Origin of the sequence: Clostridium mediterraneense, assembly GCF_900091705.1 — a bacterium.
Lineage (GTDB): Bacteria > Bacillota > Clostridia > Clostridiales > Clostridiaceae > Sarcina > Sarcina mediterraneense.
Window position 1 is genome coordinate 1 of sequence record NZ_LT594785.1, and the last position, 22837, is coordinate 22837.

Below are 22837 nucleotides of genomic sequence, written 5' to 3' on the forward strand. Positions count from 1 at the left end.
AGCGTTCATCCTGAGCCAGGATCAAACTCTCAATTTAAAAGTTTAATCTTAAGCTTAAAACATAAAAAGAATTGCTGGTTTACTTAATTTCTTCTGTTTAATTTTCAAAGACCTTTTAAGTTATTGCCGCTAGGCAACTTCTATATGTTATCATCATTAAATAAACTTGTCAACAGCTTTCGACATTTTATTTTGCGAAGCTGTTTGTTAGCTCGTAATGACAATATTTATTTTATCACGTTCATTCCTTTTTAATAATATATTTAATTTAATTTAAAAGAATTATGTTAATAATTCTTTTAAATTCTCTTGATATTTTTCTTTTTCTATACCTGATACACTAGGCTAGATAGATATATTTTATCTCTTCTCCATTAGTATATTATGATATTTCACTATATATAATTAAATACTCTCTCCTTTTAACTATCTATTAATTATCTATATTCATATAACTATCCCCCTGTTAATACACTCTTAATTACTCTATAATTATTTTCTTTCCAATTAACATTTTTATAAAACTCCTACTAAATAATATATACATAAATTAATAATTTTACTTTCACTTTATAAAATACTTAATAATATGTAATCTTTAATTATATATTTAAAATAATAACTCTATAATTACTATTTATAATATATACTCTGATGTTAAGCTATTTAATGTATAAAAAAAGAACTATCTCTTAGGTAGATAGTTCTTTTTTGTAATAGAGCTTTAATTTATCTCTGCTAACTTTTCATCTATTAATGCTAATACTTTCTTTTGATCTTCTATATTATTTTCAAAATCTAAGTTATCAACATTTATTTTTAATATAGGAGAAAGATTATAATCATCAAAGTATGATTTATATTGCTTATTTAATTCTTCCCAATATTCTCTTTCTACTACTTGTTCATAATCTCTTCCTCTTTTTTTAATTCTTCTCATAGCTTCATCTACTGATACTTCTAAATATATCATTAACTTAGGAGTCTTAATATGATTTACCATATTCTCTAAAAGTTCTTCATATAGTGCAAACTCTTCTTTTGTCATATCTCCACTTTCACATAACATTTTTGCGAATATTGCATCTCCATATATACTTCTATCTAATATACATCCTTCTATTTTTGAAGCTTCTTTTAAATGCTTAAATCTACTATTTAAGAAGAATACTTGTGATGGAAATGCATATCTTGCTCTATCATAGTAGAACTTAGGTAGAATAGGATTATCTACTACCGGTTCTGCAAATTCTTTTAAATCCCCTCGTTTTGCTAATATACTCATTAGAGTACTTTTTCCTACTCCTACAACGCCATCTATTACTATCATTAAGCATACTCCTTTTCTTAAGTTATATATGTAAACTTCTATTTATTGTTTGCAGCATCTATTTCTGCAAGTTTTGCGTCTATTAATGCTAAAACTTGATTTCTGTGTTCTTCAACATTTTCAAAGTCTAAGCCATCTACATTTATCTTTAATATTGGTGATATATCATAAGCTTCAAAATATGTTTTGTATTCATTATTTAATTCTTCCCAGTAAGCTCTTTCAACTACTTGTTCATAGTCTCTTCCTCTTTTTTTGATTCTTCTCATAGCTTCATCTACTGATACTTCTAAGTAAACCATAAGTTTTGGAGCTTTAACATGTTCTAACATATTTTCTAAAAGTTCTTTGTATAGTTCATATTCTTCTACACTCATTTCACCTTTATCACAAAGCATTTTAGCAAATATAACATCTCCATATATACTTCTATCTAAAACACATCCATCAATAGCTGATGCTTCTTTTATATGCTTAAATCTTTTATTTAAGAAAAATACTTGTAATGGGAATGCATATCTTGCTCTATCATAATAGAACTTTTCTAAGATTGGGTTATCTACTACCGGTTCTGCAAAAGCTGTTAACCCTCTCTCTGCTAATATATTCATTAATGTACTTTTACCTACTCCTACTACTCCATCTACTACTATCATTGGCCAATTTCCTCCTCTGTCTATTTTGCCTAATAATTCTTTATAAGTTTCTAATTTTGTTTTTATTATTGTTGAAGACACTATTTTATTCCTCCTTAAATACAATTTTAAGCTATTCTATAAAATGTAATGTGATCTCTCCACTGCCCATTTATAAATAAATACTTACGATTTATTCCTACCTCTTCAAATCCACATGCTTTTAAAACACATTTTGATCTTTCATTATCTAAAAGTGTAGATGCTTCTATTCTATGTAGTCCCATAGTATCAAAGGCATAATCACAAATTAACTTTAGTGCTTCTTTCATATATCCTTTACCTTGTTGATTCTTATCTATTCCATATCCTACAAAAGCACTCTTAAATACTCCGTAAACTATATTTGAAAGTTTTATCTTACCTATTAGCTTATTATCTTTAAATATCCCCATATCTAAACTTGTACCATTTAAATATTGTCTATAACTTTCAAGTAATATATTTCTTTGTACTTCTAAACTATAAAAACTTAAATCTCTTGTTGGTTCAACTTCATGTAAATGCTCTTTATTATCAATGTAATATTGTAACATTTCGCTTGCATGTTCTGGTGTTAAATTTTTAAGAGTAATTCTTTTTCCTTTAAGTTCTAGATTTATCATGTTCATACTATCTTTAAAAGCGTGTTTATCAATTCCAAATAGAAGTTCATCTCTTTGTATTCCATTAATCACTGTATTATTAGCTAATATTCCTTCTAGAATAAATCCATTATTTAAAAAGGCTGTTATATTAATATCTTCACTTACAAATATATTAAGTTTAAATATATCTTTTTTCTTAAAAATAACCTTTGAAAGTATTTCTAAGGCCTCTTCTAATAAATGTGCATTATCTCTATAGAACTTAAGTTTTATTGAAGCTCTTTGTTCATTTGAATTAAGTTCTAATATAGAGAATCTCCCTATTGTTATTCCTGAAGAATCTTTTATCAAATAATCTGTTTTGCTACCCACAACTAGGTCTATTTGAACATTTTTCGCTCCCTGCATATATATCTCTCCAAATATTTTTTAACTATCTCTTTACTAATCTATCTTTAGTTCTATTATAAAGAATTATCATTAAAATTGCACTTAGCACTAAACTGATTGGGATTAAATAAAATGATTTTTCCGCACCAATTTCATCACTTAACACTCCCATAATCTTATTCATAAACATTATTACAAAACTAACTGCAGTTACTACTACTCCTGTAACATAAGAACTCTTTTCAGTAAACACTTTACCTACTGTTAAAACAGTTGTTGGGAAAGTTATTGCGAAGAAAATACCAGATAAAGATATTATAATTAATCCACATTCTCCAAGCATTATTCCAATAGTAACTAAAATCGCTGCTAATATTAATGAAACTGTTACAGTATTAAGATAGCCTGTCTTTTGAACTACAAATCCACCAAGTAATCTTCCAAGAGCAAATACTGCAAAGAATATAGCTGTATACATAGCTCCTGTTGATGCATCTAAATTAAAGCTTGAACTTACATAGTTAGTAAACCAACTTCCAAGTCCTTGCTCTGCAAAACAATATAATCCTAATCCTAGCATATAATATATTATTATTGGGTTTTTTAATAATTTGTTTAATTTAATTTTTTCATTTTTACTTTTTTTACTTTCTTTAGTTGGCATTTTAAAGAATATAAATACTATTAAAATTATTATATATATCATTGCTAAATAGAAATAAATTTTTTTCCAACCTATTCCCATACCTGATAATTGCCCAAAAAGTGCTTGACCTCCACTTGCTCCAACTGCATAAAAGAAATGCATTAGATTCATGATTATAGTTTGAGCCGTAAGTACTATTATAGGTATTATCGTATTACTTGCAATAGCATTTAATGCCACTCCCCCACTAGCAAAAGCTAACCCTATTAATAACATTGCAAAATTATTTGCTCTTGATAAAAATAAAAGTGAAGCAATAGAGACTATTATTCCCAAGATATAAACTTTCTTCTGCCCTATCTTTTCACTAAGTGTTCCACCTATATATGTAAATAGCATATATGCTGCTGAGTTAATAATAAACATATTACTTATACTATTATCGTCAACTCCAAATTCAGCCTTAAATGCTGGTACAAAAATACCCATTGTATTTTCAATGACTGCTGCTAATATCATTAGAATAAATACAAATATAAGTGCCTTCCAATTATTCTTTTTTTCCATCATTGCCTCCTGATGTTTATCTTTTTGTTTTTATATCTATATATTTACCTTTTTATAAAACATTAAAATTATAACATAAAAAATTTTAATTGCTATTTCTTTATTACTATGTTTAGATATTTTTAGAAGAGTAAGAAAGGTCGTGTAATTTTTTATGAATAAACAAAATATCATGAAAATAAAAATGTTCCTTATGGGTCTTGAAGGAAGATTTACTGAGGATTCAAATATATTTAAAGGTCTATATGTAACATATAAAGCTGGACTTAAAACTTTTAAAGGCATAGGTAAATTTGAAGACGGAAAAATAAAGTATAATTTTAATGGAACTTCTAAACTTCTAAGCATTAATGAAGTATTAGATGTTATAGCTGAAAATTGTGCTAATTATGATGAAGTTTCTATTATATATAAAGAAAGAGGAATGGATATAACAATCACTGGAGATAACAAAAATGTTAAGATGAGTAATAAAGAAGTCCCAGATGAAGAAATTTCAGAAGAACCTAAAGAAATTTCAAATCCAAGTACATCTACTTTATTAAATAGAGATTATTATATAAAAGTTGGTAAAGCTGATGCACTTCTTAAAGAAATAGGAATCATGAGCAAAGATGGTAAGATTAAAAATAATAGAATAAGAAAATATAATCAAATAGATCATTATGTTGAACTTTTAGAAGATGTTTTAGATACTCTTCCTCAAAATCAAGTTATAACTATTTTAGATTGTGGATGTGGTAAGTCTTATCTTAGCTTTGTTCTTAACTATTACTTAACTGAAGTTAAGAGAAGAAAATGTCACTTTATAGGTATAGATATTTCTGAAGGGGTTATTGAAAGTTCAAAGAAAATGGCTGAAAACCTTGGATATAGAAATATGGAATTCTTAGCTATGGATATTAAAGAATATAAGCCTAAGAAAAATATCAATGTAGTTATATCACTTCATGCTTGTGATACAGCAACAGATATGGCTCTTGCTCTTGGAATTAAGTTAAAGAGTGATTGTATTATTGCTGTTCCTTGTTGTCAAAAAGATTTATTAAGCCAATATAAATATGAACCATTTAAGGAAATCTTAAAACATGGAATATTAAAGAGAAGAATGGCTGATGTTTTAACAGAAGGTATGAGAACTATGATGCTTGAAGCTAATGGATATAAAGTTTCAGCACTTGAATATATATCACCACTTGAAACTCCTAAAAATCTAATGATTAGAGCTATTAGAACTGAAGAGGAAAATCCAGAAATGTTAAATGAATATGTTAAGTTAATGTCTGCATTAAATGCTTATCCAGCACTTTATGCGTTCTTAAATGAAGAATGGATGTCTAATTAACATAATAATTAGAAAGACTATATCTTTTATAGATATAGTCTTTTTTATTTAAATATATTATCTTTCTATTTCTTTTAATAAGTCATTTACTACTTGTGAAGCAAGTATCATACCTGAAACTGCAGGAACAAATGACATACTTCCTGGAGTTGATCTCTTTGAAAGTCTCTTTATTTCTCCATCTTCAGTTTTGTTTACTTCAACTTTTGGTTCTTCTGTCTTTGGTGCTTGATTTTTAGGAGCCATAGGTTTTACTGGTTTTTCTTCTGAGTAAACAACCTTTAATTTTTTAACTCCTCTTTTCTTAAGTTCTATTCTCATTACTCTAGCTAATGGACAAACCTTTGTTTGATTTATATCAGCAACCTTAAATTGTGATGGGTCAAATTTATTTCCTGTTCCCATAGAAGCTATAAGCTTTATTTTCTTTTTATAACAATATTCAGCTAAAGCAAGTTTTGATGTTACTGAATCTATAGCATCTACTACATAATCAACATCATCTGGAATTACTTCTGCAATATTTTTTTCTGTAAGGAATACTTGCTTTGTTATTACATTACATTCTGGATTTATAAGAAGCATTCTCTCTTTCATAACATCAACTTTATTTCTATCAACAGTTTCTCTTGTTGCATGTATTTGTCTATTTAAATTACTTATATCAACGGTATCATTATCCACAATTATTATTGTTCCAACACCTGTTCTTGTTAGAGCCTCAGTAGTAAAGCTTCCAACTCCTCCAACTCCAAATATTATAACCTTAGAGTTTTGTAACTTTTTTATCCCCTCTTCGCCGATTAAAAGCTCTGTTCTAACTAATTGTTCACTTAACATAACTTTCTCCTTTCATTAGTCAATCATAAAAAAATATATTTAATTTAGAGATTTTTTGCTGTATGTTATCATACTTAAACCTCCCTTTCAATAATATATTAAAAGATTACAAAAGTGGAGGTTTTTTTATGTCTCTAAAAGAGTTTAATATATTTAAACGAATTCAAGATGGAAATATATATGTAAGGCCATTTAATATATTGATGGCTACACTTATCATTATAATTTATTATATTTTAATAAATTTATTTAGTGGATTATCTGTATATTTAATAAATTCATTAAATATACAAAATACTTCATTAATTCAATTAACCCTATTTTTTCTTAAATTTTTCTTTGCAATACTTACTCTTCTTATGATTCTCAGCTTTATAAAGGATACTGATTATAAAAGTAATTACTATGGAACTTTTTCATTAATTGATTGTTTTTATATTCTTATATTTATAATAGGTTTTAGATTGTTCTTTGAAGGTAGCTTTGTTCAAATACTTAATTACGTTCCTAAGCTTTCTATATTTAGCTCCTTTTTTACTAACTTTGACTTAGGTCTTATTCTATATACATGTATTTACTCACCATTATTAGAAGAAGTACTTTTTAGAGGTATTATTTTGAATTCATTTATAAAAAAATATTCTTCAAGCATAGCTTTAATTTTTTCATCATTAGTATTTGCTATAGCTCATTTAAATTTTATTCAAGGAATCAATGCATTTTTTCTAGCTCTCATACTTGGATATATTTATCTTAAAACAAAATCATTATATTTATGTATTGCCCTACATTTCTTTAATAATATCTTAGCAAGTATTATGCCTTCTTTTATTTTTTCTTCCCTTAGTGAAAGCTTATTTTATATCCTTGTAAATTTACTTGCTGGTATTCTTTTTATGTACTTTGCTTATAAAAAATTAAATTTACCTAATAGAGAAACTTTATATTTTAATAAAGAGGAATAATTTAGTTTGTTTGGACAAGCCTATTTAGTTATAATGTATTTATCTAAAGATTAAAGGAGGAGTTTTAGATGACTCTAGGAATTATAGGCGCTATGAGCGAAGAGCTTGAAATTCTTTTAAAGGACATGAAGCTTGAAAGTAAAAATGAAAAAGCTAATATGGTTTTCCATAAAGGTCAACTTTGGAACCAAGAAGTTGTTGCAGTAGTTTGTGGTATAGGTAAGGTTAATGCTGCTATTTGTACACAAATACTTATTAGTGAATATAACGTAGATAAAGTTATAAATGTTGGTGTTGCTGGTGGAATTAGCAAGGATATCTACCCAGGAGATGTTGTTATAGCAAACAATCTTGTTCAATATGATATGGATACAACAGCATTTGGAGATCCAATGGGTCAAATTCCAAGACTTGATACATTTGATTTCAAATGTGATGAAGAACTTGTAAGACTTGCTGAAAATGCTTGCAAAGAAAACGCAGAAATCAAGAGCTCAACAGGAAGAATAGTAACAGGTGACCAATTTGTTGCTTCAGTTGAAAAAGTACAATGGCTTGAAAAAGAATTTGGAGCTGCTGCATGTGAAATGGAAGGTGGAAGTATAGCTCATACTGCTTACTTAAACAATATTCCATTTGTAGTTATCCGTTCAATTTCAGATAATGCTAACAATGGAGCACATATGGACTTTGCTGAATTTACAGCTATAGGAGTTAAGAACTCAACAGCTATATTAAAGTCAATGCTTTTAAATATGTAATTTAAAAAGAAGAATGAAATGACTCACTTGTGAGACATTCCATTCTTCTTTTATAATTTATGAATAAATAAGCCACTTCTAAGCTTTGGTTCAAACCAAGTAGACTTTGGTGGCATAACAAGGTTTTTATCTGAAACTCTCATTATTTCCGCCATTGTTATTGGATATAAAGCAAAAGCCATGTCCATATCAGTATTTGCCCTTCTTTCAAGTTCTTTTATTCCCTTTATTCCACCAACAAAATCAATTCTTTCATCAGTTCTTGAATCTTTTATCCCAATAATAGCTTTTAATATATTTTTATCTAGTATTGATACATCAAGACTTTCTATTTCATCATCTTTATCAAAGCTTCCTTCTCTTGCAGTCATTCTATACCAAATTCCCTTATAATACATTCCAAAGTCATGCTTTTTCTCTGGTTTAAAGTGACCACCCTCTGTAACCTGCTTAACATCAAAATTTTCTCCAACCTTATCGATAAATTCTGAAAAGTTAAAATCCTCTTCAAGTTTTAAAACCCTATTATAGTCCATTATATTAAGTTCATTATCAGGAAAAGCTACTGCAAGGAAATAATTAAATTCCTCTTCTCCAGTATAATTTGGATTTTCTTTTCTTCTAAGCTTTGAAACTTCAACTGCTGAATTAGCTCTATGATGTCCATCTGCTATATAAAAACTATCTATATTCTTAAATTTATCTACTAGAAAATTTATTATTTCATCATTATCTATTTTCCATACCTTATGACTAACACTGTCATCACTAGTAAATTCATATATAACCTTATTTTCATCACATATTTTATTTATTTTATTAGTTATCTCTTTCTTTTGTTTATAAGCTAAAAATATAGGTCCTGTATTTGCATTACAATAATCAACATGATTTATTCTATCTCTAGCCTTTGCCGCTCTAGTATGCTCATGCTTTTTTATTCTTCCTTCTATATAATCATCAACAGCAGCACAAATTACTACTCCTCTTTGACTTAAGCCCTTAAATTTTTCTTCATATACATAAAGACAAGGCTTATCTTCTTCTATAAGAACTTTATCTTCTATCATTTTATTTAATACTTCTCTAGCTTTTTCATAAACCACAGTTTCATATGGGCTTATTTTCTTCTCAAAATTTACTTCTGCTCTATCTACTTTTAAAAATGAATATTTATTTTGTTTTACTATTTCTCTTGCTTCCTCAGTTTTTACAACATCATAAGGAAGAGCTGCTACATCTTTTGCGAATTTCTCATCTGGTCTAATAGCCTTAAAAGCTTTTATTCTAACCATAATATTCTCCTCTATTTATAAATTAAATTTCTCCTTAATTATATTAACTATCTCATCACCAATCTTATCTTGTGCTTCCTTTGTTGAAGCCCCTATATGTGGAGTTACACTAACATTTTTACGACTAACAAGCTCTTCACTAAAATTAGGCTCTGATTCAAAAACATCAATTCCTGCACCAGCAATCTTATTACTATCGAGAGCTTTTATAAGTGCCTTTTCATCTATAACTGTACCTCTTGCAGTATTTATGATATAAACTCCATCTTTCATTTTATTTATCTCATTATCTGAAATTAAAGTTTTAGTTGTTGGTACATGAATAGAAATAAAATCTGAAGTTCTGTAAAGTTCATCAATATTTATATATCCCTCAACTCCATCTTTTTTACCTAAAAGATCAAAATAAATTATATTCATTCCTAAAGCTTTAGCTTTTTTTGCAAGACTTTCACCTATTCTACCCATTCCTATAATTCCAAGAGTCTTTCCTACTATTTCTATTCCCTTATATTTTTTCTTATTCCACTCACCATCTCTCATACTTACATTTGATTGATTTAAAAATCTAGCAAGGCTGAAAATATGGGCAATAACAAGCTCTGCTACTGAATCTGAACTAGCATTTGGTGTATTTCTAACTTCTAATCCACATTGCTTTGCATAATCAACATCTATATTATCAACCCCAACACCTGCTCTGATTATAAGCTTTAACTTTGAACCTTTTGCTTTATCAATTATATTTTTTCTAATTTTAGTTGCTGATCTAACAACAGCTACATCAAAATTTTTTATTTCTTCTCCAAGCTCTGCTTCTTCATAATGCTTATCAACAACTTCTACACCTAAATTTTCTATCTTAACAGAAAGATTTTTTTCTACTCCATCACAAAAAAGAACTCTAATCATAATTATCTCACTCCTTAATTTAAAATCCATAAATTTATAGACCCCTAGCCTAAATTTTCTTGACTAAGAGGTCTCTTTATTTCTACTAATAATGAGGATTCTTACACCTCCTAAGCATTACTAGTCATTAATTATCAGTTTTTATTTAAAACCTAAAATATCATCTATCGCATCAAGTAAAATTTCTACATCATCAACTGTACAGTCTGCCATATGAGCTATTCTAAAAGTTTTTTCTTTAAGCTTTCCATATCCATTTGAAATACTCATACCTCTTTTACCAAGCTCTTTATTAAGATCTGCAACACTTATACCTCTTGTATTTTTCACGGTTGTTAAAGTTTCTGAATAATATCCTTCCTCTGGGAACATCTCAAAATGTTTCTTTGCCCATTCTCTCACTATCTTAGCCATTTGACTATGTCGATTAATTCTATTCTCTAAACCTTCTTTATTAAGAATATAATCTAATTGATAATCTAAAGCATACATATGTGATAGAGATGGTGTTGTAGGATATTGATAGTCCTTTTTATCTATATATTTCTTTAAAGTTAATAAATCTAGATAGGTACCTCTATTCTTAACACTCTTAGCTCTATTAATAGCCTTATCAGAAAAAGTACATATTGCTATTCCTGGTGGAAGTCCTATGCACTTTTGTGATGATGTTATACAAATATCTATTCCACATTTATCAACATCTATTTTTGTACCTAAAGCTGAACTTACAGCATCAACACAAATAACTACATCTGGATATTTCTTTAAAACTTGTCCTATTTCTTCTATAGGATTCATAACACCTGTTGAAGTCTCATTGTGTGTTATAGTAATCAAATCATATTCTCCTGTACTTAAAACCTTGTCTACCTCTTCCGGTCTTAAAGCTTTTCCCCATTCAAATTCAAACTTATCTGCTGGAATATCATTACTTACCGCTATATCATACCACCTATTTCCAAAAGCCCCAATAGAGAAAATAGCTGCTTTCTTTGCAGTACAAGATCTGATTGCTCCTTCCATAAGCCCAGTACCAGAGGAAGTAGAAAGTAAAATCTCACTCTCGGTATTAAATACTTTTCTTAAATTATTGCTTATTCTTCTTTGAAGTTGTGAAGCATCTTTTGTTCTATGGCCTATCATAGGCTCTGCCATTTTAGCTAAGACATCTGGTCTTACTTCAACTGGCCCTGGAATAAATAATTTCTTATGCATAAATTAGCCCCCTTTTAATACATAACTTATAATTCTTTTATTTTCTAATATATTATTCGTAAATTTAATTAATGATATAAGATTATGATTAAATTTATAAATCTTTAAAAATTTATATTCGTATATATAAAAATAATAAGTTATTTTTAATATTATACCTTATTTTTCCACATATTATGTATAATATTAAAATTTATAAAAAAATAAAACCCTTAGATAGTAGAGTCGGTTGACATGGATTAATATTTACTCTACTTTATACTAAGGGTTTTTTAATGATTTAGTTTAAAAGGCATCCTTTAAATATAAGTCACTACTTGTTTCATACTCTTCATTCGCATCGCCTGATGTAGCAATATGATTATTATTATAGTAATAATCTATACCATCACCTGGATCATAAAATTGTAAATTTCTTTTTATCGCTGATAGCAGATGATAAGTGGTAATTATATAAACCACTCCTTTCATATTTACTAAATCGTAGTTAGTATTTCCAACATTAAATTTTATATCCATATTTTTTATAAATAAAAAGAGCTACCTCTTTAAGATAGCTCTAAAAATTTACTCTTTATGGTTATTATCTGTATTTTTAGTTATAAAAAAATTATCATCATCTTCTACTTCTTTGTATTTAACTTTTACAGTTTCTTTTATAATACCTTTACTATCTAAATTATTTTCATTAACCTTAACATTAACTTCTTTATCCTTTTTCTTTTTTGACTTAGAATCCTTAAGTTTTTTACTTTCTTTTTTCTTTACTTTAGAAATTAGATTATTATTCTTTAGATAACGTCTTTCTACTAAAACAAAAACTATAGGTATAGAAAAAGTACAAATTACATTACTTGAAATTAGAGCTGTTTCAAAAGCTAATACATCACTATTAAAAACAGAAATTAATATTAAAATTCCAGATACACTAAATATAATTGATGTACAAACTACTAAAAATAAAACAACCCTTCTTATAGATGTAAACCTAAAATTATATTTTAAATTATCTTTATCAATTTCATAAGTTAAACTTTTTGCCCATAAAATCATCATTGTAGCTACAACAGTCATTATAGCTAAAAGAATCATTTGTGACTTAGAGTCCATAAGTTCAACTCTTGACTTAGTAATAAATAAATTAACATATTCAAATATAAATTTAGATACTGCATCACTTATAACTTTTAAAACCCAAATACTTTCAGAAACAAATAAACTAGCAACACCAAAAATCATTAATAAAGATTCAACAATAATTGCAGGTAATATTGTAGCCCAAATCTGTAATTTTATTGCTATCTGAAAAATATAATGAAATCCCACTGAAATTAAAACAGCAGCTAGAATATAGATATAGCTCATTATAGAATTTAAATATGTTATTTTTAACGTAGATAAAGTATCTTTTAAGGTTACAAATATAATAGATTTAAAAATTAAATTTAATATAATTGCAAATACTATAGGTCCTATAAGAAGAAACATACTTTCTTTAAAGAACTTCCCCTTTTTATCAGTATTATTAGCTAAATCATCTAGAATATTTTCCTTATCCCTAAAAAATACCAAACATAATATTGCTATACTAAAAAATAAAATTAATCCTTGTATATTTCCAGTAGAGAAATACGATTTTATTACTTGTACTCTCTTTAACCCCTCAAAATTAGTCCCTAGCTTCCTTACTAAATTTAAGTTTCCTGTAAAAACAAATAAGATAACAAAATAAATAAAAGCATTTATTGAAATCCATATTTTATTTTTATTTATTAAATTTTTAAATATAGTCCTCTCCCCCCTTTAAGTTCTATATTTTGTATTAAGTTTTATATAAAAAAACAGATGCTTTAATTGTAAAAGCATCTGTTTGACTTAAACTTATTTTATTATAAACACTCTAGAAGAAAAGTTTGAATATAGCCATGATAATTACACCTGGCACCCCAAATATTCCAGCTACAAGTGCTGTAAATAAGTTTATACCTATTGTTAGCCCAAAACTTGCTCCAAAGAAATTAAATATGGCTAATAATATGACACCTATAACTCCATTTATGATTAAACCAAATGTTTTCTTTATAGCGCCAAATATTATCATAAATATTATCCAAGCAACAGCTACCGCTCCTACTAATAAAACTATTTCATTCATTTTAATTCTCTCCTACAATCATTTAGTTTATTTACAGGCATTATTATAGATATAAATTTCATCTACTTTTATTCCTTTTTTCTTCGCTTGTCTTATAAGATATTCATATCTTGCTATAATATCTCTTTCTCTATAAATAATTGATTCTATAAGCTTTGGATCACTTGCATAATCAAAGCTCATCCTTACTATCTTAAGTTCATTTTTTGTATCTTCAATAGCTTTTATTATATATTTTTTATCCTTAATATACTTTCGACTTTTTGAAGCCACTTCCCTTTTTTTTACATAATCTTTTTTACTTATAATAGTACTTTCCATAACTTCCTCCTAATAAATACATCTTATATTTATTAGAAATTATTGACATATATTACCTTTATATTCACTCTCTATATATTAATACACTATTATAAATAAAAATATGTATATTAAGACTGATAATTATTTAAAGTTTTAATATTAAATACTATAATTCTTTTCTTCCTTCTAATGCTTTAGATAAAGTTACTTCATCTGCATATTCAAGATCTCCACCAACAGGTATTCCTGCTGCAATTCTTGTAACTTTTACATCAAGAGGCTTTAAAATCTTAGATATATACATAGCAGTAGCTTCTCCCTCAATATTAGGGTTTGTTGCTAAGATAACTTCTTTAATATCAGCACTCATTCTTGCAACAAGCTCTCTTATTCTTATATCTTGAGGCCCTCTACCTTGCATTGGAGATATATTGCCATGAAGAACATGATAAACTCCATTATACTCACGAACTTTCTCCATAGTCATAATATCCTTTGGTTGTTCAACAACACAAATAGTAGTTACATCTCTATGATTACTTGAACAAATTGAACATGGATCAGTATCTGTAAAGTTTCCACAAATTGAACAATATTTTATTGTACCTCTAGCTTCTTTTAAAGCATCAGCAAAAGCATCAACCTCATCCTTAGGAAGATTTAATACATGAAGTGTTAATCTTTGAGCTGTTTTTTTTCCTATACTCGGTAGCTTTGCAAACTCTTCTATCAGTTTTTCTATCGCAACTGGGTAAAAATCCATAATTTACTCCTTATAATCTTAATATTTTAGGCATACAGAAATTTACTGTATGCCTATTGTTTTAATTATATACTTTTCTTTTAATAACTTAAAGAAATAAATTTTATTAGAACATTCCAGGTATATTCATTCCACCTGTTAATCTTCCCATTTTGCTTTCTGTTTCTTCTTCAGCAGCTTTCATAGCAGCATTTACAGCTGTTAAAACTAAGTCTTCTAACATTTCAACATCATCTGGATCTACTGCTTCTGGTTTAATATTTATGTTTAATAATTGTTTTTTTCCATTTACTACAGCTGTTACTACTCCACCTGCTGTACCTTCAAATTCTTTAACTTCAAGCTCTTCTTGCATTTGTTGCATTTGTCTTTGCATTTGTTGTGCTTGTTTCATTAAATTTTGCATGTTACCCATTCCACCTGGGAATCCACCTCTTGCCATATCTTCTTCCTCCTAAAAATTTAATTATAAAATAATTATATATTATTTTATGTGTAATTTCCAACAATGCTATTAATTTATTAATATGCTATCATAAAACTTTTTGATATTATTATTCATCTAAAATTTCTAATGCATCTCCCATAATATCTCTTAATTGTTCTTCAGGATTAATAAAGCTTTCTTCTTCTTTATCAATTCTATAAACAACTTGAACTCTCTTTCCAAGAATTTCAGAAAATACATTGCTTACAGTTTTAGATGTTTCATTTTGCTCAAGTCTAATCTTATTACCTGAAAATTGCTCTGAAAATTCAACTTCTATAACTCCATTATTACAAGCTGAAACTCTACCTGGTGCAAGTGAAACATAAATTACCATAGCTCTTCTATTCTTTAATGTTTCTAAAACATCTCTCCAAGCTTTATTTGCATCATCAATAGTAACACTCGCATCTAAATTAACATCAGTAGTAATTACTGGTTTTGCTACTCTAGGCTTTTGAACATCTTTAGATATTTGTTTTCCCTGCATTTTATTATCTGCATTATTAGAAACTTTAATGTTTCCACTTCTTATAGCTTCTTCAAGTCTATTTATTCTAGCAAGTAAAACTTCTTTAGAAGTATCATATTCTATTTTACACATTTGAATTATAGAAAGTTCTAAATACAGTCTACCTTGCTTACTAAATTTAGCGCTTTCTTCTGCATCTTGAAGAATTCTAATATTTCTTATTATTTCTTCTCCTCTAACTCTCCCACCTTGCTCTTTTAACTTTTCTATAGACTCCTCTGCCATATCTAGCACTTCTTCAGGATTCTTAGTTACTTTTATCATAAGAAGGTTTCTATAATGAGCTACCATATCTTTTATGAATAAATTTAAATCTTTACCTGCTAAAACTATCTTTTCAACAGTTTCCATAGACTTTTCTACATCTTTAGAAATAATAGCATCTGTTAGTTCAAATAAATATTCGTTATTAACAAGACCAAGCATTGAAACAAGTTCATTATAATCAACTTTTTGATCTCCCATTGAAATAGCTTGATCTAATATGCTAATAGCATCTCTCATTGCTCCATCTGAAACTCTAGCTATTAAATCAAGACTCTTATCATCTGCAAATACTCCTTTTTGTGTAACAATATCTCTTAATCTACCTACAACATCTTTTTTAGCTATTCTTTTAAAATCGAATCTTTGACATCTTGAAAGTATTGTTATTGGTAGCTTTTGTGGATCTGTTGTTGCAAGTATAAAGGCTACATTTTTAGGTGGTTCTTCTAATGTTTTTAAGAAAGCATTAACAGCTCCCATTGATAACATATGAACCTCATCCATTATATAAACTTTTGTTCTAGCCTCTTGAGGAGGATATTGCACATCATCTATAATTTCTCTTATTTTATCAACTCCATTATGTGAAGCTGCATCTAATTCAGTTACATCAATTGCAAGCCCATTATTTATCTTTTCGCACATTGAACAACTATTACAAGGTTCTCCATCTTGTAAATCTAAACAATTTAAGGCTTTTGCCATAATTTTAGCTGTTGTTGTCTTACCTGTTCCTCTAGTACCACAGAAAAGATATGCATGTGCTGCTTTATTATTCATTATTTGATTTCTCAGAGTTATTGTTATATGTTCTTGACCAACTAAATCACTAAATGTTGATGGTCTCCATTCTCTATACAAAGCTTTATAAGCCAAAATTGTCACCTCACAAGTTATTAAAAAAGGATAGAACCTTAATTAATTTAATATTATAATTTTATCAAATTTAAGCCTAACTTCCTAGTAATAAAGTATAATATAAAGTAAAAGAAGTTTAAATTAGTAAAAGGAGGGCTTATTATGTTTTCAATAATAGTTGCAGTTAGCAAAAATAATATGATAGGTAAAGATAATTCCATCCCTTGGTTTATTCCTGAAGATTTAAAAAGATTTAAAGAAATAACTATGGGTAAAAAAATGATAATGGGTAGAAAAACTTTTGAATCACTACCTGGAGTTTTGCCTGGTAGAAAACATATTATTCTAACAAGAAATAAAGATTATAAAGTGGACAATGAAAACGTAGAAGTCTATTATGACTTTGATGACTTAATTAATAAATTTAAAGATAGTGAAGAAGAAGTATTTATAATTGGTGGTTCTGAAATTTATAATAAATTTTATAAACATGCAAATAAACTTTTCTTAACAGAAGTTGATTTACAAGTAGATGGTGATACTACTTTCCCTATAATAGATTTAAATGAGTGGGATTTAGTAAATAGTAGCTCTAAAAATATATCTAAATCTAATATTCCTTACATATATAAAGACTTTACTAGAAAATTATAAAATAAAAAAACTCTTAGATTTAAAAATCTAAGAGTTATTACTATACTAAATTATTGAAACTGTGCACCTCACTCTGACAATAATTTATATACGTTTCTTAAGTAGTTGACTCAAGCCAGATTTGGCCACGGCACATGAAAATGACTGCTTATGGCTGCTTCCTTCCGGACCTGACCAGGTTCACAGGTTTTCATTGCGTGGGACCTGACTCTCAACACCACTTGCCTAAGACTGACTATACAAAGTTAAGGCCTCGGTGAGGAATTCAATCTTGCTACAGCGGATTGCAAGTTACAGGGCACCGCTAACTCCCCATCTAGCACAGTAATGGCGGAGAAAGTGGGATTTGAACCCACGGTAGAATTGCTCCTACACACGCGTTCCAGGCGTGCTCTTTAAACCGCTCAGACATCTCTCCATACTGTTTTTAAACTATTCAAAAGTTTTTGAAAGTTTTACATCATTTATATCTAATATATTTTTTATAATATCATATATGATATCTAAATACAATAGTATTTTTATATTAATCCTTCATATAAATCATATTAAGGGAAACATTTACACCACTGATTTTCTTAATTGTTCAATACTTAACATTATTTTAATTTAAAGGATATAATAGTTATTATAAGGGGGTTTTAAAATGGATTGTTGTACTTTAAAAGGTGAATCTGAACTATACAAATTCAAATGTTATAGGAATATAAAGTTTCATGAAACTTTATTAAACTTTTTAGCTAATTTTTTAATGTTTTCTACACCAGGAAGAATAATCAACGAATATATTTTAACCATAACTAATGAAAATATTTATTTAGAAACTATAGGTTACAGCACTTTTGGAAATCTACCAGAAGTAATAAATACTTTTAAAATTCCAATATCTCAAATAAAGGATTTTTGCATAGACAAAATAGATGATGAAAATGTTATAAAAATTTCTTATAAATCTACTAATCTAGAATTAATAGAACAAAACAATTCATCAGCAGTTTTTGATGCAAGAAGCTTTATCTTAAATAAACTAAAAAACTTAAAATAAATTAAATTATTATACAGATAATTTAAATGAAATATATCTTATATTTATATCAAGATTTTTATAACATTAATTAAAATAATATTTTTTTGCAATAAAACTTGTAATATAAGTATTATTTACTATGATTTGTAACATTTTTTGTGAAAAATAAAATTAAACTAGTAGTCAAATGACCATATTCAGTCTTAAAGTAACTTTTATGAATTTATATTTTTAAATGAAAACACTATATGCTCCTTAAACTTCATTTTAGGACAAAAATGCTCCAAAAAGATTTTAATATGATATCATAATTTATGTTGATATTTAAACATTTGATGTGTAATTAGATTGTTGATCTTGTTCATTCAATAGTTATAAGTTTTTAAAACTTAAACCTCTTATCATTTTATTGAACGGTTTTCTTACTGCTGTCAACGATCTAATTACAGCAATTTAACTCTATTGCAAAACTACAAAATATACTTTAGCCTCTTATGAATTATATTCATAGTGGCTTTTTTCTTTTTTATTATATTTTTTCAATTAAATCATGCATAAATCTTTTAGATACTAAACAGATATCACCATTAGCCATTAATACAGTCTTTTCTTTTATATCTATTTCTTTAACCTTATTTTTATTTATAAGATATGATTTGTGACATCTAAAGAAACCCTTACCTATAGACTCTTCAATATCCTTAAGCTTTCCTACAAACTCAATTTTCCCATCCATCTTATGTAAATTTATTTTATGAGGTTTTCCTGATGTTTCAAAATATATAATTTCACTTTTTGCTATAGTTATTACTTTATCCTGATTTTTTATCTTAAATCTTCTACTAGCACCTTCATCTGTATTTAGCTTTCTATTAGCAATAGTTATACATTCCCTGATTCTTTCATCAATATCAATCATACTATCTTTTATTATATAATCTAAAGCTTCAACCTTATAAATATAAGATAAATAAACCATTTCTAAATGTGGAGTTATATATACAATAACACCTAATTTATCATATTCTCTTATTTTTGCACCTAGCTTTATTCCATTTATATCTGAATCAAAGTAAATATTTAAAAAGTATATTGATGGCTTTGAACGATCTTTAACTTCATTTAATATTTCATATGGGTTATCAGTAACTTTTGCCACCCTCATATTAAAATTTTCTACAAATATAAATTTTTCTATATTATTCCTTAATGCTTCTCTTTCTTCACTAGAATTAGCACAAATAAATATATCTATCATGCGTGCTTCCTCCATAATTGTTTTAAATAGAATATATATTAATCCGACTTTTTTCTACTTTTTAAATTTTACCATACAGACACATATCTAACAAAAATATATTTTTGAATTAGATTTATTAAAAGATTTAATTTATAAAAAAAAAGGCAACATTTTAACTGCTTGAGTTACAAATGTTACTTTTTTCATATGTTTTATTGTTTTTTTATAATAATCTACTTATTGTTATATTAATATTACTATAAGTATTATAGATATAACTATTTGTGCTATACCAATAAGTCCACCATATATTATCGCTTTAGGTCCTTGTTCTTTTAAGTCTTTAAACTTTACACTCATTCCTATAGCAGCAAGGGCTATTAATTCAAATACATTCCCTATTTGATGTAGTCCGTTCTTAATTGGTAATGGAATAAGTCCTAAAGTAAGTAATATTGCTAATGCAAAAAATACATATATATACCAAGGAATTGAAACCTTTGATTTAGATTTCATTAAAACTTCCTCTTCATGTTTAAACTCTTCTTTATTTCCTCTTGAATTAATTTTTGCAAGAACTATAACGACAACAACAAGTAATATAATTCTAATTATTTTAAATACAGTTGCCATTTCTGAAATATTTTGATTTATTAGCTTACCTGATGCAACAACTTGACCAACTGATTGAAGAATACCTCCAATCATAGCTGAACTTTTCATAGTTTCATTTGAATAAAGACCAAATGTTATAACTGGAAGAACAAACATAAGTATTGTTCCTGTTAAATTAACTATAGCTACTGAAATTCCTTTATCCTTTGATGAAGATTCTATAACTGGTTCTGTTGCTGCAATAGCTGATGAACCACAAACTGCATTTCCTGCACACATTAATAAAATAAATTTTTCTCCGAATTTTAATTTCTTTCCTATAAAATATACAGCTGCAATTGTAAATGCCATTTGTAAAATTACAAAAATAACCCCTTTATAACCTATAGACATTATTTCTTTTATATTTAGTATAACTCCTAATAACGCAATTGACCAAGCTAATAAAACTTTTTCTGAAAATTTTATTCCTGGTGAATATACCTTTTTAGTTAATAGAGTATTACCTAAAATAACACCTAGTAAGATAGAAAATGCTGCTGCACCTAATTGTGGCACAAAATTTCCACATACTTTACTTATGATAGCTATAACTATACAAGCTATTAATCCAGGTAATATGCCTTTATATTTTTCTCTCAAATTACCGCCTCACTCTCTCTGCGTTTAATTATATAATTAAGCCAATCATTAGTAAAATACTTATATATTATGCTATTGATAAGTATTTACCTATATATAATTAAATAAAAAAGATATATCTATAGATATACCTTTTATTCAATCTCATTAACTTTTATTTTTATAAGTCTTTTATCTCCATGATAGAAGTCATCTATAACTCCTTTTATCTTAATTTTTTCTCCAGTTTTAAAGTTTAGATTTTTGCCGCTGTATTCACATAAGATTCCTAAATAATCTGAATCTGCTATACAACAATTCATATTAATTTGAGTTATTATGAAACTTCCAGGCACTTTATTATCATTATAATATATTCCTTCTATTTCAACTTCTTTACCTAAATGCTTGTCTATATCTGTACTTATTTTATCTATACTCTGATGAAAATTAGAACTACTAATAACTATATTATGTCCAATATTATAATTACTATCTTCATGTACATCAGCTTTTAAATGCTTATGCTCCTTTTGATAAAGTTTAACTCCCTTTATTTCAAGTGAAAGTCTTGGAATATCAACAAAAGAAACTAAAGCAAATATTAAGATAAGTAAAATATATTGGATATATCCCTTTCTCACTCCTCCTCTTGAAGGAATAGTAAAAATTCTAGTAGCTTGAACAATAGAAATAAGTACAAGAAATATAATCATAAAATAAATTGATATTTTTCTTTGACCATCTATAAGCATAAATATAGTTCCATTATATATCATAAACATCAAAATCAAAGAGAGACTAGAAACTACAAGAAACCAAATAAATTGATCTAAATTAAATCTTTTCATCTATCTCCCCTCCCTAAAAAATTAATGCACTACACATAAATACTAAAGCAAAAATTACAAAAGTTAGTTTTAAAACAAAGGACTTTTTATAGGCTGAAAATAACATAGCCATATTTTTAATATCTATCATCGGACCTATAAGTAAAAATCCCATAATTGCTGGTAAAGAAAAACTTGCTAAAAAACTTTGTGCAACAAAGGCATCAGCTTCAGAACAAAGTGATATAACAAAACTTATAAACATCATAATAACTATTCCCATTACATGGCTAAGTCCTAATGATGATATTATTTCTTCTGTTATGTTTAATTGAAATACTGCAGCTATCATAGATGCTACAATAAAATACTTTCCTATATCATAAAACTCAACACTACTCATCTTAAGTAACTTTAAAACTATATTTTCATTACTTCTTTTAATCTCCTCACAACCACAATCACATTTTACTACTTCAAGATTTCCACTTTTAAGAATTTCTTGTCCACTTGTTAATGGAATCATTAAAAGACCTGCTGCTATTGCTATAAAAACTCCAAGTCCAACTCTTAAAATAACTACTTTTAAATCTCCATCAAAAGCTGTAAAAGTTGAAATAATAACAAGAGGACTAACTATAGGAGCTGCTAACATATAGGTTATAGCAACATTTATAGGAACTTTCTTTTTTATAAGACTCTTAGTTATTGGAACTGTAACACATTCACAAACTGGTAAAAACACTCCTAAAAATGCTGCTACAATTGAACCCAACAATTTATTCTTTGGCATAAACTTACTAATCAATTCCTCTGTTACAAGCATTTGCATAAACGCCGATAAAAGCGATCCTAATAATATAAAAGGTAAAGCTTCTAATAAAATAGAGGAAAAGATTATAGAAAACTTTGATATTGCTTCTAACATCTTTTA

At 27.4% G+C, this 22837-nt stretch carries 24 protein-coding genes, 1 tRNA gene and 1 other RNA gene; 5 read left to right on the top strand and 21 right to left on the bottom strand.

Annotated features, from left to right (window positions below):
• Positions 1-724 precede the first annotated feature (724 nt).
• The 4 genes from BN8917_RS02085 to BN8917_RS02100 form a co-directional block, all read right to left on the bottom strand.
• Complete coding sequence (locus tag BN8917_RS02085; protein ID WP_066869978.1) at positions 725-1330, bottom strand: deoxynucleoside kinase; 606 nt, start codon at positions 1328-1330, stop codon at positions 725-727.
• 38 nt (positions 1331-1368) lie between these two features.
• Positions 1369-1986, bottom strand: a complete 618-nt coding sequence (locus BN8917_RS02090) for a deoxynucleoside kinase (RefSeq protein WP_066875343.1) — start codon at positions 1984-1986, stop codon at positions 1369-1371.
• Positions 1987-2093: 107 nt separating this feature from the next.
• A complete protein-coding gene (locus BN8917_RS02095) occupies positions 2094-3020 on the bottom strand; it encodes a GNAT family N-acetyltransferase (protein WP_066869981.1) in 927 nt (308 codons plus the stop codon).
• Between the two features lie 25 nt (positions 3021-3045).
• Positions 3046-4215: an MFS transporter gene (locus BN8917_RS02100; protein WP_235829969.1), complete on the bottom strand. Its 1170-nt coding sequence runs from the start codon at positions 4213-4215 to the stop codon at positions 3046-3048.
• A 154-nt stretch (positions 4216-4369) separates the two neighbouring features.
• Between BN8917_RS02100 and BN8917_RS02105 the strand changes: the two genes are divergently transcribed.
• Positions 4370-5560 carry a class I SAM-dependent methyltransferase gene (locus BN8917_RS02105; protein WP_066869986.1) on the top strand — a complete coding sequence of 397 codons (1191 nt, stop codon included), beginning with the start codon at positions 4370-4372 and terminating at the stop codon, positions 5558-5560.
• A 57-nt stretch (positions 5561-5617) separates the two neighbouring features.
• On the opposite strand, the gene BN8917_RS02110 is transcribed toward BN8917_RS02105, so the two are convergent.
• Positions 5618-6400, bottom strand: coding sequence for a tRNA threonylcarbamoyladenosine dehydratase (locus tag BN8917_RS02110; RefSeq protein WP_066869989.1), 783 nt, complete (start codon positions 6398-6400; stop codon positions 5618-5620).
• 128 nt (positions 6401-6528) lie between these two features.
• Between BN8917_RS02110 and BN8917_RS02115 the strand changes: the two genes are divergently transcribed.
• Both BN8917_RS02115 and BN8917_RS02120 read left to right on the top strand, forming a co-directional pair.
• Complete coding sequence (locus tag BN8917_RS02115) at positions 6529-7365, top strand: CPBP family intramembrane glutamic endopeptidase (RefSeq protein WP_066869992.1); 837 nt, start codon at positions 6529-6531, stop codon at positions 7363-7365.
• A gap of 68 nt (positions 7366-7433) precedes the next feature.
• Complete coding sequence (locus BN8917_RS02120; RefSeq protein ID WP_066869995.1) at positions 7434-8126, top strand: 5'-methylthioadenosine/adenosylhomocysteine nucleosidase; 693 nt, start codon at positions 7434-7436, stop codon at positions 8124-8126.
• A gap of 50 nt (positions 8127-8176) precedes the next feature.
• On the opposite strand, the gene BN8917_RS02125 is transcribed toward BN8917_RS02120, so the two are convergent.
• From BN8917_RS02125 to dnaX, 10 genes are all read right to left on the bottom strand, one after another.
• Complete coding sequence (locus tag BN8917_RS02125; RefSeq protein ID WP_066869998.1) at positions 8177-9421, bottom strand: DUF1015 domain-containing protein; 1245 nt, start codon at positions 9419-9421, stop codon at positions 8177-8179.
• 15 nt (positions 9422-9436) lie between these two features.
• Complete coding sequence (locus tag BN8917_RS02130) at positions 9437-10333, bottom strand: D-2-hydroxyacid dehydrogenase (protein WP_066875345.1); 897 nt, start codon at positions 10331-10333, stop codon at positions 9437-9439.
• Between the two features lie 141 nt (positions 10334-10474).
• Positions 10475-11551 (bottom strand): pyridoxal-phosphate-dependent aminotransferase family protein, encoded by a 1077-nt coding sequence (locus BN8917_RS02135; RefSeq protein WP_066870002.1) that lies wholly within the window; start codon positions 11549-11551, stop codon positions 10475-10477.
• Between the two features lie 285 nt (positions 11552-11836).
• On the bottom strand, positions 11837-12070 hold the full coding sequence (locus BN8917_RS14550; protein ID WP_066870005.1) for a hypothetical protein: 234 nt from the start codon (positions 12068-12070) through the stop codon (positions 11837-11839).
• Between the two features lie 48 nt (positions 12071-12118).
• Positions 12119-13123, bottom strand: coding sequence for a hypothetical protein (locus tag BN8917_RS02145; protein ID WP_066870007.1), 1005 nt, complete (start codon positions 13121-13123; stop codon positions 12119-12121).
• Between the two features lie 328 nt (positions 13124-13451).
• On the bottom strand, positions 13452-13706 hold the full coding sequence (locus BN8917_RS02150) for a pro-sigmaK processing inhibitor BofA family protein (protein WP_066870015.1): 255 nt from the start codon (positions 13704-13706) through the stop codon (positions 13452-13454).
• Between the two features lie 27 nt (positions 13707-13733).
• A complete protein-coding gene (locus BN8917_RS02155) occupies positions 13734-14027 on the bottom strand; it encodes a DUF2508 family protein (RefSeq protein ID WP_084748445.1) in 294 nt (97 codons plus the stop codon).
• 148 nt (positions 14028-14175) lie between these two features.
• Complete coding sequence (recR, locus tag BN8917_RS02160) at positions 14176-14772, bottom strand: recombination mediator RecR (protein WP_066870018.1); 597 nt, start codon at positions 14770-14772, stop codon at positions 14176-14178.
• A gap of 106 nt (positions 14773-14878) precedes the next feature.
• On the bottom strand, positions 14879-15214 hold the full coding sequence (locus tag BN8917_RS02165) for a YbaB/EbfC family nucleoid-associated protein (RefSeq protein ID WP_066870021.1): 336 nt from the start codon (positions 15212-15214) through the stop codon (positions 14879-14881).
• A 112-nt stretch (positions 15215-15326) separates the two neighbouring features.
• A complete protein-coding gene (gene dnaX, locus BN8917_RS02170; RefSeq protein WP_066870024.1) occupies positions 15327-16934 on the bottom strand; it encodes a DNA polymerase III subunit gamma/tau in 1608 nt (535 codons plus the stop codon).
• 144 nt (positions 16935-17078) lie between these two features.
• On the opposite strand from dnaX, the gene BN8917_RS02175 reads away from it, so the two are divergent.
• Positions 17079-17570, top strand: a complete 492-nt coding sequence (locus BN8917_RS02175; RefSeq protein ID WP_066870027.1) for a dihydrofolate reductase — start codon at positions 17079-17081, stop codon at positions 17568-17570.
• Between the two features lie 59 nt (positions 17571-17629).
• Here the strand turns inward: BN8917_RS02175 and ffs are convergent.
• Together ffs and BN8917_RS02185 are read right to left on the bottom strand one after the other, a co-directional pair.
• Positions 17630-17895: signal recognition particle sRNA large type (ffs, locus tag BN8917_RS02180), an RNA gene on the bottom strand.
• A gap of 3 nt (positions 17896-17898) precedes the next feature.
• Positions 17899-17988, bottom strand: a tRNA-Ser gene (locus BN8917_RS02185).
• 228 nt (positions 17989-18216) lie between these two features.
• Here BN8917_RS02185 and BN8917_RS02190 point away from each other — a divergent pair.
• A complete protein-coding gene (locus BN8917_RS02190; protein WP_066870030.1) occupies positions 18217-18615 on the top strand; it encodes a hypothetical protein in 399 nt (132 codons plus the stop codon).
• 511 nt (positions 18616-19126) lie between these two features.
• Here the strand turns inward: BN8917_RS02190 and BN8917_RS02195 are convergent.
• The 4 genes from BN8917_RS02195 to BN8917_RS02210 form a co-directional block, all read right to left on the bottom strand.
• Positions 19127-19855, bottom strand: coding sequence for a LytR/AlgR family response regulator transcription factor (locus tag BN8917_RS02195; protein WP_066870033.1), 729 nt, complete (start codon positions 19853-19855; stop codon positions 19127-19129).
• Between the two features lie 225 nt (positions 19856-20080).
• On the bottom strand, positions 20081-21094 hold the full coding sequence (locus tag BN8917_RS02200; protein WP_066870037.1) for a YeiH family protein: 1014 nt from the start codon (positions 21092-21094) through the stop codon (positions 20081-20083).
• Positions 21095-21228: 134 nt separating this feature from the next.
• Complete coding sequence (locus BN8917_RS02205; RefSeq protein WP_066870044.1) at positions 21229-21924, bottom strand: TIGR03943 family putative permease subunit; 696 nt, start codon at positions 21922-21924, stop codon at positions 21229-21231.
• A gap of 13 nt (positions 21925-21937) precedes the next feature.
• Positions 21938-22831 carry a permease gene (locus BN8917_RS02210; protein ID WP_066870046.1) on the bottom strand — a complete coding sequence of 298 codons (894 nt, stop codon included), beginning with the start codon at positions 22829-22831 and terminating at the stop codon, positions 21938-21940.
• Positions 22832-22837: the final 6 nt, after the last annotated feature.

Excerpts from the sequence above, each read along its gene's own strand:
- BN8917_RS02085 (WP_066869978.1), bottom strand. The coding sequence starts at position 1,330 with ATGATAGTAATAGATGGCGTTGTAGGAGTAGGAAAAAGTACTCTAATG.
- BN8917_RS02090 (WP_066875343.1), bottom strand. The coding sequence starts at position 1,986 with ATGATAGTAGTAGATGGAGTAGTAGGAGTAGGTAAAAGTACATTAATG.
- BN8917_RS02095 (WP_066869981.1), bottom strand. The coding sequence starts at position 3,020 with ATGCAGGGAGCGAAAAATGTTCAAATAGACCTAGTTGTGGGTAGCAAA.
- BN8917_RS02100 (WP_235829969.1), bottom strand. The coding sequence starts at position 4,215 with ATGGAAAAAAAGAATAATTGGAAGGCACTTATATTTGTATTTATTCTA.
- BN8917_RS02105 (WP_066869986.1), top strand. The coding sequence starts at position 4,370 with ATGAATAAACAAAATATCATGAAAATAAAAATGTTCCTTATGGGTCTT.
- BN8917_RS02110 (WP_066869989.1), bottom strand. The coding sequence starts at position 6,400 with ATGTTAAGTGAACAATTAGTTAGAACAGAGCTTTTAATCGGCGAAGAG.
- BN8917_RS02115 (WP_066869992.1), top strand. The coding sequence starts at position 6,529 with ATGTCTCTAAAAGAGTTTAATATATTTAAACGAATTCAAGATGGAAAT.
- BN8917_RS02120 (WP_066869995.1), top strand. The coding sequence starts at position 7,434 with ATGACTCTAGGAATTATAGGCGCTATGAGCGAAGAGCTTGAAATTCTT.
- BN8917_RS02125 (WP_066869998.1), bottom strand. The coding sequence starts at position 9,421 with ATGGTTAGAATAAAAGCTTTTAAGGCTATTAGACCAGATGAGAAATTC.
- BN8917_RS02130 (WP_066875345.1), bottom strand. The coding sequence starts at position 10,333 with ATGATTAGAGTTCTTTTTTGTGATGGAGTAGAAAAAAATCTTTCTGTT.
- BN8917_RS02135 (WP_066870002.1), bottom strand. The coding sequence starts at position 11,551 with ATGCATAAGAAATTATTTATTCCAGGGCCAGTTGAAGTAAGACCAGAT.
- BN8917_RS14550 (WP_066870005.1), bottom strand. The coding sequence starts at position 12,070 with ATGGATATAAAATTTAATGTTGGAAATACTAACTACGATTTAGTAAAT.
- BN8917_RS02150 (WP_066870015.1), bottom strand. The coding sequence starts at position 13,706 with ATGAATGAAATAGTTTTATTAGTAGGAGCGGTAGCTGTTGCTTGGATA.
- BN8917_RS02155 (WP_084748445.1), bottom strand. The coding sequence starts at position 14,027 with ATGGAAAGTACTATTATAAGTAAAAAAGATTATGTAAAAAAAAGGGAA.
- recR (WP_066870018.1), bottom strand. The coding sequence starts at position 14,772 with ATGGATTTTTACCCAGTTGCGATAGAAAAACTGATAGAAGAGTTTGCA.
- BN8917_RS02165 (WP_066870021.1), bottom strand. The coding sequence starts at position 15,214 with ATGGCAAGAGGTGGATTCCCAGGTGGAATGGGTAACATGCAAAATTTA.
- BN8917_RS02175 (WP_066870027.1), top strand. The coding sequence starts at position 17,079 with ATGTTTTCAATAATAGTTGCAGTTAGCAAAAATAATATGATAGGTAAA.
- BN8917_RS02190 (WP_066870030.1), top strand. The coding sequence starts at position 18,217 with ATGGATTGTTGTACTTTAAAAGGTGAATCTGAACTATACAAATTCAAA.
- BN8917_RS02195 (WP_066870033.1), bottom strand. The coding sequence starts at position 19,855 with ATGATAGATATATTTATTTGTGCTAATTCTAGTGAAGAAAGAGAAGCA.
- BN8917_RS02205 (WP_066870044.1), bottom strand. The coding sequence starts at position 21,924 with ATGAAAAGATTTAATTTAGATCAATTTATTTGGTTTCTTGTAGTTTCT.
- BN8917_RS02210 (WP_066870046.1), bottom strand. The coding sequence starts at position 22,831 with ATGTTAGAAGCAATATCAAAGTTTTCTATAATCTTTTCCTCTATTTTA.